At 64.1% G+C, this 9,154-nt stretch carries 8 protein-coding genes; 5 read left to right on the forward strand and 3 right to left on the reverse strand.

Features of this window, described 5'->3' with window-relative positions:
• A partial coding sequence (locus ACTS2Z_RS02660) for a serine hydrolase domain-containing protein (protein ID WP_442571684.1) occupies positions 1-1,065 on the reverse strand: 1,065 nt, incomplete at its 3' end.
• 127 nt (positions 1,066-1,192) lie between these two features.
• Here ACTS2Z_RS02660 and ACTS2Z_RS02665 point away from each other — a divergent pair.
• Positions 1,193-2,041, forward strand: coding sequence for a squalene/phytoene synthase family protein (locus ACTS2Z_RS02665; protein ID WP_442571685.1), 849 nt, complete (start codon positions 1,193-1,195; stop codon positions 2,039-2,041).
• Positions 2,042-2,044: 3 nt separating this feature from the next.
• Here the strand turns inward: ACTS2Z_RS02665 and trmFO are convergent, their stop codons facing one another.
• Positions 2,045-3,448, reverse strand: coding sequence for a methylenetetrahydrofolate--tRNA-(uracil(54)-C(5))-methyltransferase (FADH(2)-oxidizing) TrmFO (trmFO, locus tag ACTS2Z_RS02670; protein ID WP_442571691.1), 1,404 nt, complete (start codon positions 3,446-3,448; stop codon positions 2,045-2,047).
• 114 nt (positions 3,449-3,562) lie between these two features.
• Between trmFO and ACTS2Z_RS02675 the strand changes: the two genes are divergently transcribed.
• The 4 genes from ACTS2Z_RS02675 (at position 3,563) to ACTS2Z_RS02690 (ending at position 7,568) form a co-directional block, all read left to right on the forward strand.
• Positions 3,563-4,420, forward strand: a complete 858-nt coding sequence (locus ACTS2Z_RS02675) for a hypothetical protein (protein WP_442571686.1) — start codon at positions 3,563-3,565, stop codon at positions 4,418-4,420.
• A gap of 65 nt (positions 4,421-4,485) precedes the next feature.
• Positions 4,486-5,526 (forward strand): hypothetical protein, encoded by a 1,041-nt coding sequence (locus tag ACTS2Z_RS02680; RefSeq protein ID WP_442571687.1) that lies wholly within the window; start codon positions 4,486-4,488, stop codon positions 5,524-5,526.
• A 5-nt stretch (positions 5,527-5,531) separates the two neighbouring features.
• Positions 5,532-6,542 carry a CPBP family intramembrane glutamic endopeptidase gene (locus ACTS2Z_RS02685; RefSeq protein ID WP_442571688.1) on the forward strand — a complete coding sequence of 337 codons (1,011 nt, stop codon included), beginning with the start codon at positions 5,532-5,534 and terminating at the stop codon, positions 6,540-6,542.
• A 33-nt stretch (positions 6,543-6,575) separates the two neighbouring features.
• Positions 6,576-7,568: a hypothetical protein gene (locus tag ACTS2Z_RS02690; RefSeq protein WP_442571689.1), complete on the forward strand. Its 993-nt coding sequence runs from the start codon at positions 6,576-6,578 to the stop codon at positions 7,566-7,568.
• Here ACTS2Z_RS02690 and uvrA read toward each other — a convergent pair.
• A partial coding sequence (uvrA, locus tag ACTS2Z_RS02695) for an excinuclease ABC subunit UvrA (RefSeq protein ID WP_442571690.1) occupies positions 7,565-9,154 on the reverse strand: 1,590 nt, incomplete at its 5' end. The genes ACTS2Z_RS02690 and uvrA overlap by 4 nt on opposite strands.

The raw sequence follows: 9,154 nt of genomic DNA on the forward strand, positions 1-9,154 counted from the left end.
GGCTGGCATGCGGTCGGCGCCGACATGCACCTGCGTCATCATCGCGACGCTCTCTTCAGAGAGGATGCGCGCGCCATCCAGCTCCCCGCCATTGGCGAGCGCCTGTGCGAAGCGGAAATAGTCATTCGCGGTGGAGAAGAGGCCAGCGCCACCGGCAGCGGCATTGGCATCGACCGCATAGTCGAGCGTGTCAGGGACAGCCTGCAGCGCGCCCGCCTCGTCATGGGTGTAGAGGGTCGCGATCCTGTCGCGCGCTTCTCCGGTCGGGAAGAAAGTGGTCGCTTCCATGCCGAGCGGCTGGAAGATGCGCGCCTGCATGTAGGCTTCGAGGTCCTGACCGGACGCGACTTCCACCACGCGGCCCAGAATGTCGTTCGCCCAGCTGTAGTACCAACGCTCACCGGGCTGGAAGTAGAGGGGCAGGCCGGCCAGCTGGTCGATGCGCTCTTCCAGCGACATCACCCGGTCCTCATAGATGTTGCGGGTGAGATAGAGCCGGCCGAGATCAGTCTCGTAGTCGAAGACATAGCCGATGCCGGAGGTGTGGGTGAGCAGATCCTCGATGGTGACGGCGCGGTCGGCCGGAACCGTTTCAATCTCGCCATCCTCGCCAGCGCTGGTGGAGACCGCAACGCGGGCGTCGGCGAAGGCCGGGATGATGTCAGCCAGCGGCTGGTCGAGGCGCAGGGCACCGTCCTCGACAAGCTGGAGCACGGCAACGGCGGTAACCGGCTTGGTCATCGAGGCGATACGCACAAGCGTGTCGGCCGTCATCGGGCGTTCGGCCTCGATATCAGCGTAGCCGGCCTCTGAAATGTGCTGCACGACACCGTCGCGGGCAATCAGGGCCACATAGCCTGACCGCGCGCCAGCCTGCGCAAACTGGTCCAGCGCGGCATCCAGCGTGGCAAGACCTTCGCCATTCAGTTCACGCGCTGCCGGCACAGCTTCGCTGACGGTATCGGCGCTGGCTTGCGAGGGGGGATTGCATGCGGCGAGGCCAAGCGATCCGGCCAGCGCCGTTGCCAGCAACAGGGTGGTCAGGCGCTTGTCCGCGTCATACATGTTGGCTCTCCGCTCGGGGGTGATTTCTGGACTGTGTGGAGGCTCCCCCCGCGCACGCCGCATTGCAAGTCAAAACACGTGCGCGCCTGCGATTGGCACGCGGATTTCAAGGAAGTGTCACACGACGATGGCCGAGACGCTGGCAGACATGGTGCGGCAGCACGATCAGGGCCGGTATCTCGCCTGCCTGTTTGCGCCTGAAGATGTGCGCAGCCGGCTTTTCGCCCTTTACGCATTCGATGCGGAACTGGCCGCAATCGCCGGCAAGGTGAGCGAGCCGGTAATCGGCGAGATGCGCCTGGCCTGGGCGCGCGACGCGCTGGCAGACCTGTTCGCCGATCCGCCGCGCGTGCGCCGTCATCCGGTCTATGAAGCGCTGGCATCGCTGCGCGGCGTTCGGGGAGCGCCTGACCTGGAAGCGCTGAATCTCATCACCGAGGCGCGCCAGGCCGATCTGGGCGAAGGCGCTTTTCCCGATGCTGCCGAGCGTGAGCGCTATGTGGAACGTGTGTCGGTCCTTCCGGTGCGTCTGGCAGCGCGGCTGTGCGCGCCTGACTGGCAGCCTGGAGAGCAGGGCGAGGCCGGGCTTCGGGCAGCCGGCCGGTTGCTCGGCTATGCGCGAATGCTGCGGGACTTTGCAGGCCTGTGCGCGGCAGGCCGTCCACCGCTCACCGAGGCGGAAATGGACGCAGCCGGAGTGGGTCTGGAGGCGCTGCGCCGGGGATTGAGCCCTGAAAGGGCAGCCAAGGCGCGCGCCAGTCTGCTGACACTGGCGATAGAGGCTGCGCAGGCTTTGACCGAGACCCGCGCCGCCTTGCCGCTGGAGGTGTTTCCTGCGCTTGGCCATGCAACGCTGGCGCGCAGCACGGTGAAGCGGGCAGGTGTGCAGTCCAACCCGTTTCAGCCAGCGGGCGAAGCGCCGCTTTTCCTGCAGCAATGGCGGCTTCTCGCCGCCTCGCTGTCGGGCCGGGTCTGAGCGTTATTCGGCGGCGGCTCTCGTCCGCCCCAGCCAGGCATCACAATCGGCCAATGCGCGCGCCGTCATGAGGCGCTTCTTGGCTTGCGCTTTCGCTGCGCCGCGCAAACGTTCGCCATTGGGACCCTTTGACGGGCCGGTCATGTCCGGAAACAGGCCGAAATTGACGTTCATGGGCTGGAAGGCGCCCTTGCGGCCTGGCACGTGGCCCGTGGTGATGTGCATGAGAAGTGCGCCCAGCGCTGTTGTCGGCGGCGGCGGCGTTACAGTCTGGCCAAGACGTTCTGCGGCAGCGAACCGTCCAGCGAGCAGCCCCATGGCGGCACTTTCCACATAGCCTTCAACGCCCGTGATCTGCCCTGCAAAGCGAAGCGAAGGCCGCGCCTTCATCCGCATCAGCGGATCAAGAAGCTTGGGGGAATTGAGGAAGGTGTTGCGGTGAATGCCGCCCAGGCGCGCAAACTGCGCGTTCTCAAGCCCTGGAATGAGGCGGAAAATGTCGGTCTGCGCCCCGTATTTCAGCTTGGTCTGGAAGCCGACCATGTTGAACAGCGTGCCATGCGCATTGTCCTGGCGCAGCTGGACGACCGCATAGGCCTTTTCATCTGGCTTGTGGGCATTGGTCAGGCCGCGCGGTTTCATCGGCCCATGGCGCAGAGTCTCGATGCCGCGCTCTGCCATCACTTCGATCGGCAGGCAGGCCTCGAAATAGGGCGTGTCCTTCTCCCAGTCGCGAAACTCGGTCTTGTCCCCGGCCAGCAGTGCCTCGACGAAAGCGACGTACTGATCCCGGTTCATCGGGCAGTTGATATAGGCGGCGCGGTCTTCCTCCGTCTCGCCCTTGTCATAGCGCGACTGCTTCCACGCAATGTCCATATCGATGCTGTCGGCAAAGATGATCGGCGCGATGGCATCAAAGAAGGCGAGCTCGCCTTCGCCAGTCAGGCCATGGACAGCCTCTGCCAGAGCGGGCGAGGTGAGGGGGCCTGTGGCCACGATCACATTGTCCCAGTCTTCGGGGGGAAGACCGGCAATCTCCTCGCGGCGGATCTCGATATTGGGATGGGCCTCCAGTTTTGCCGTCACCGCGCGCGAAAAGGCCTCGCGGTCCACGGCGAGCGCGCCGCCGGCGGGCACCTGGTTCACATCGCCCATCGCCATGATCAGCGAGTTTGCGCGGCGCATCTCCTCGTGCAGCAAGCCGACCGCGTTTGTCTCGTGGTCATCGGAGCGGAAGGAATTGGAGCAGACCAGTTCTGCGAGACCATCCGTCTGGTGCGCTTCAGTGCGCCGCACGGGGCGCATTTCGTGCAGGATGACGCGCGCGCCAGCCTCTGCCGCCTGCCAGGCCGCTTCCGAACCGGCCATGCCGCCGCCAATGATGTGTATGGGTGAGGTGTGTGTCATGACCGCCATATAGCGCTGCAAGGGCGCGCGCTCAAACCGGGACGGCATCTGCTTCACCCCCTGCGTCACAGTGATCCTTGGCAGGGTGCGCGCATCGGGCTAAGTCCCGCAATCATGAAGCTGATCCATACAGATGCCCTTCAAGACGGGTTTGCCCTGATCTTCCGCCAGCCGCGCGCCGAAATGGCCGCCGCCGGCTTGTGCGCGGCGGTAGCGGCTCTTGAAGCGCTGGTCTTCTCGATGACAGGCGAGGCGGGCCCGGGCGTGATCGGTGTAACCCTGCTCTTCATCCTCGGCTTTCATGCCTGGGTGATTGCCGCAGTGCTGATCACCCGCCCTGCGCTGGGTCTGGAGGCGGGCGCGGTGAAGGACCGGGCGCGCGATGTCTCGCGCCTCGTGCTGGTGGCGGGCCTGACCGTGATCCTTGTCCTGACAGTGCTGGGCACGGCCTTCGTCATGCTGGCCTTCATGCTGGGCGCGCTCGCCATTCTGGGCGCAGAGCGCACCGGCCTTACCGAACCGCCCGAAGGGTTCGTGAATATCTTTGCGCTCTTCAATGCCGCCGAGTGGGGCATTGCGGTGGCCCTGATTGCCGTATTCAGCGCGTTCGGCCTGTGGTTCATCTCCCGCCTTCTGCCTGCAATTCCGGCGACGCTGGAGCGCGGCAAGGTGCAGCTTCTGGCCGCATGGCCGATATTGCAGGGGCGCGGCCTTGGTGCGTTTCTCACCGGCACGCTGGCCATCCTGCCCGGCGTGATCGTGCTGGCAGGCTTTGCGATCCTGGTCGAGCACCTTACCGGCTACAACCCTGCGCAGGGCGTCCAGTCCGAGGCATTGAGCCCGCTTGCGGTCGCGTTCTTGCGCGCCGTGCTGGTTGCCGGGACGGTTACCCTGGTTCTCTCGCCCTTGCTGGGCGTGCATGCCCGCCTCTACATGAAATTTACGTCACAAACGGCGCAAAATCCCGCTTAGGGCGTGCCGCGATCACGGCCCTGTGATAGCGTCCCGCCATATTGTTGTAGGGCAGGGACAAAACCATGACATCTCCGACCGAGGCGAAATACGATTTCACCAGCGCAACCTTCTGGTTTTTCAAGTGCGTAGGTCGAAATCCGGGCGGCGCGTTCTCCATCGCCCTCTGGCAGGTCATCCTCTACTCGGTGATTTTCGGGGCAGTGCTGTTCCTGACCCTGCCGGCTATTGAGTCGATCATCGAACTGGCGGCGACGAATGATGACCCGGACCCGGCGGAGATTTTTGCCGCAGCCGGCACCCTGCTCGCGCTCTCGCCCATCATCGTTATCGTGTCGATCGTTGCGTCTCTCATGGCGCAGGGCGCGTGGATGCGGCTTCTGACCCGCAACGAGGTCGCTGGCGGCATTCCCTTCCGCCTCGGCGCGGATGAAGGGCGTCTCTTCCTCGTCAATCTGTGCCTGATCGGCATTGCCATTGCCGCCTATATCGCGGCCGCCCTGTTCTTTGCCCTCGTGGTGGGCGTGACGATGGGGATCAATTCAGCGGCCGACGGCGAGGTCTGGGCCGCGCTGGTGAACGGGCTGATCTGGTTTGTGGCCGTGGTGGGCTTCACCGTGCTCGCCATCATCATTGCTGTGCGCTTTGCCGCCGGTCCGGCGCTCAGCGTCCGCCAGAAAGGCTTCCGCCTGTTCCAGTCCTTTGCCGCCACGAAACGCATCGTCGGCTGGCTGGTCCTGACCTATCTGGTTCTGATCCTGATCGCGCTGGTCGGTTCGATGATCCTTTCCATCGTCCAGCAGATCGCGGTGATGGGCGGCATGATGGGCGCGTTCGCCCCGCTGATGGGTGATCTGCAGAGCGGCGCCGATCCCGATCCGGAGGTCGTGCTGGCGGTTCTCTCCGAAGCCCTGTCCAGCCCCGCCGTCATCATCGCCCTGTGCGTGATGGTGCTAGCCCAGATCATCTTCCAGATCGTCTTCGAAGGCCTGTGGCACGGTGTCGGCGCCTATGTGGCCGTGCGCCATGATGGCGGTGATGGCCCGGTTGAGACCGATCTGGCCGCGCCTGCGGAATCGGTCGGCGCAGCACCGTCAGAAGGCTAGCCATCATGCACGAACAGGCCCTCGTTCCGCCGCCCTGGGCTGCGCTTTACGGCCCCTGGGCACCGGCATCCCGGCGCACCTATGGCTGGTCCACGTCCTTCATCCTGATCCTGACCTATCTGGTCTCGGCGATCCCGATGGTGATCTTCACCGCGATAGCCATCGCCACGGCCCCGGGCGGGCTGGAAGCGGCTGCGGAAGGCGATACCTCCGCCGCCCTGTCTGGCGATGTCGTGCTGCCGGGCATGATGATGCAGTTCGGCCTGTGGGCTGCGCTCATAATGCTGTGGGTGAAGGCGTTCGAGCGGCGCAGCTTCGCCTCTATGGGCTTTACCGCCACGGGCTGGCTGGGCCGTTATGTCCGCGGATTGTTTGTCGGTGTTGGTCTGGTCCTGCTGCTCGGCGGTGTCATGGCCGCCTTGACGACCCTTGCTCCTGACGCGGTGCCGGAAAGCATGCGCGACATGGCACTGCCCGAAGACGCCGACTGGTCGGCGCTGGCCGGTTCGGTCTTTATCGGGTTTGCGCTGATGGCTCTCGTCACCTTCCTGATCCAGGGCGGCGCCGAGGAGGTGATCTTCCGTGGCTGGATGATGAGCACGCTGACCGCCCGCTGGGGCGCGGTGGCGGCGATCATTGTCTCCAGTATCGTTTTCGGCGCGTTCCACCTGCACGTCATGGTGTCGGGCGTCACCTACGGTCTCATGGCGGTATTCGGCGTTACGGCGACGGGGCTGTTCTTCGCGCTCTATGCCTATGCCGAGCGCGGTATCTGGGGCGCCATGGCAGGCCACGGCACGTTCAACGCCGCAGCGACGCTGATGCCGCTCGCCATCTCGCAAGCCTCCGAGCCCGACCGCACGCCGGGTGAGCTCTTTGCGGAGGTGCTCGAGCGGGCAACCGGCATGGCGGGCGTGGAAGCCACCGAAGTCGGCCCGCATCTTCTGGTGCAGCCGGGCGTATTCCTGACGCTCAGCCTGATCCTCTTCCTGCGCATCCGGATGCGCAAAGGGTAGGGGAGAAGCAGGGAGCGGGTCCCCGGCTACCGATTGGAATCTTCGCCGTCGGTCCAATTACGGGTTGTAGCAAGCTGCGATTACCTGCACGCTTTGCCTGACCGGTATCGGGAGGAGCGGGCGATGGCTTTCAGCTTCGGGAATGCCTTGGGGCACGGGATTTCGCGGGTGCGTCAGCGGCCTCTCGCAGCAGCGCGCATATGGGCGCTCGATGCGCTTTTGTTCGCGGCAACGGTCGTGAGCTTTCATGTTGTGGCCTCGGCGGGAGGAGACGGGCGCGTCTCTTTTTCGCTGTCCGGTCTTCCCGCGTCGCTCGCTTTTTCTGCCGCCATCCTGATTATCGCTGTACTGGTCGTTCACCTGTGTTCGGAAGGGGCGTGGGCGCGCTTTCTGGCGACCGAGGAGACAGTCGGCTCCATACCCTACAGGCTTGGCAAGGATGAGTTGCGGATTTTCGGGACGTCGATAGCGCTCGGCATTCTCGTAACGCTCCTGCTTCTGCTATTGGCCTTGCCATTCATCATCATCGGCGCCGGCCTCAGTGCGGGAGGCGTTTCGCTGCCCGTCGCCGTGCAGCTCTTTCCTCTGATCCTTGTGGTTGTTTTTGTTTTCATCGCCGCGCGGATCGGTGCTGCCACCATGCTCGCTGTGCGGCGAAAGGCCTTTAATCCTTTCGATCATTTCACCGCCACGGACCCATTCTGGATGCGGCTGGGTTTGGCATCGCTCGTGGCTGGCGTTCTGGCCTTCGTGCTGGTTTCGCTAGTGCCCGGATTGCTTGCGGGGCTGGCAGGACTTGAACCACCCACCGAATGGAATCTGGGTCTTGGCATCCCCAATCCCTGGCTCGAATGGTTGCTAGCTGAAGAGGCCGTCGGTCCAGCCCATATGCTGGCATTCCTGCTCGCCACAATGAGTAGCGGAATTGCGGCTCTCGTTTCGCGCGGTGTAGTAGCCCATGCTGCCATTCACGCGCTAGAACAGCACGAGCTGGATGCCCGCAACGCCTATCCGTCCGCCGCCTAACCCGCCTTCTGTTTCAGGGCTTTCTGGCGCGCCACATCGCGTTCGAGAACCGGTTTGAGATAGCGCCCGGTCCAGCTGGCTTCGATGCCGGCGACGTGTTCCGGCGTGCCGGCCGCGACGATTTCGCCGCCGCCATCGCCGCCTTCGGGGCCCAGATCGATCAGCCAGTCGGCGGTCTTGATGACATCGAGATTATGCTCGATCACGATCACAGAATTGCCCTGCTCGACCAGCTCGTGCAGCACTTCGAGCAGCTTTCTCACATCCTCGAAATGCAGCCCCGTTGTGGGCTCATCGAGGATGTAGAGTGTGCGGCCCGTGGCGCGTTTCGAGAGCTCCTTGGAGAGCTTCACGCGCTGCGCCTCGCCGCCTGAAAGCTGGGTCGCAGGCTGGCCGACCTTCACATAGCCAAGGCCGACCTGTTTGAGCGTTTCCATCTTGTCGCGCACGGATGGCACGGCCTGGAAGAAGTCGGCGGCTTCCTCAACCGTCATGTCGAGAACCTGCGCGATGGACTTGCCCTTGAAGGTCACTTCAAGCGTCTCGCGGTTGAAGCGCGCGCCGTGGCACACATCGCAAGTGACATAAACGTCGGGCAGGAAGTGCATCTCGATCTTCACCACCCCATCGCCCTGGCAAGCCTCGCAGCGTCCGCCCTTCACGTTGAAGGAGAAGCGTCCCGGCTTGTAGCCGCGCGCCTTGGATTCGGGCAGGCCGGCGAACCAGTCACGGATCGGCGTGAACGCGCCGGTATAAGTGGCCGGGTTGGACCGCGGCGTGCGCCCGATGGGCGACTGGTCGATATCGATGATCTTGTCGAGGAGTTCCAGCCCTTCGACCGTATCGTGCGGAGCCGGAACCTCGCTCGCCCCGTTCAGCTTGCGCGCGGCGGCCTTGTATAGGGTTTCCAGGGTCAGCGTGGACTTGCCGCCGCCAGACACGCCGGTGATGCAGGTGAAGACGCCCAGCGGAAACTCCGCCGTCACTTTCTTCAGGTTATTGCCGGTCGCGCCCTTCACGGTCAGCATGCGCTTTTTATCGATCTTGCGGCGCTTTTCCGGCACCTCGATCATGCGCGTTCCGGCGAGATACTGGCCGGTCAGGCTTTTCGGATTGGTGCGGATGTCTTCCGGCTTGCCTTGCGCAACCACTTCGCCGCCATGCACGCCCGCCGCCGGACCCAGATCGACCACGTAGTCGGCGGTTTCGATGGCTTCCTCGTCATGTTCGACAACGATCACGGTATTGCCAAGATCGCGCAGGCCCCGAAGGCTTTCCAGAAGGCGGGTATTGTCGCGCTGGTGCAGGCCGATAGAGGGCTCGTCGAGCACGTAGAGCACGCCGGTCAGGCCCGAACCGATCTGGCTGGCGAGCCGGATGCGCTGGCTCTCCCCGCCTGACAGCGTGCCCGAGGCACGGCTGAGCGTGAGGTAGTCAAGGCCAACATCGACAAGGAAGCGGAGCCGGTCGCGGATCTCCTTCAGGATACGCCGCGCGATTTCCTGCTCCTTGTCGGTCAGGCGGTCCTCGATGTTGGAAAACCAGCTCAGCGCCTCGCGGATGGAATGCTCACCAGCCTGCGAGAT

This window comes from Glycocaulis sp., from assembly GCF_052168375.1.
In the GTDB taxonomy this organism is placed as follows: Bacteria; Pseudomonadota; Alphaproteobacteria; order Caulobacterales; family Maricaulaceae; genus Glycocaulis.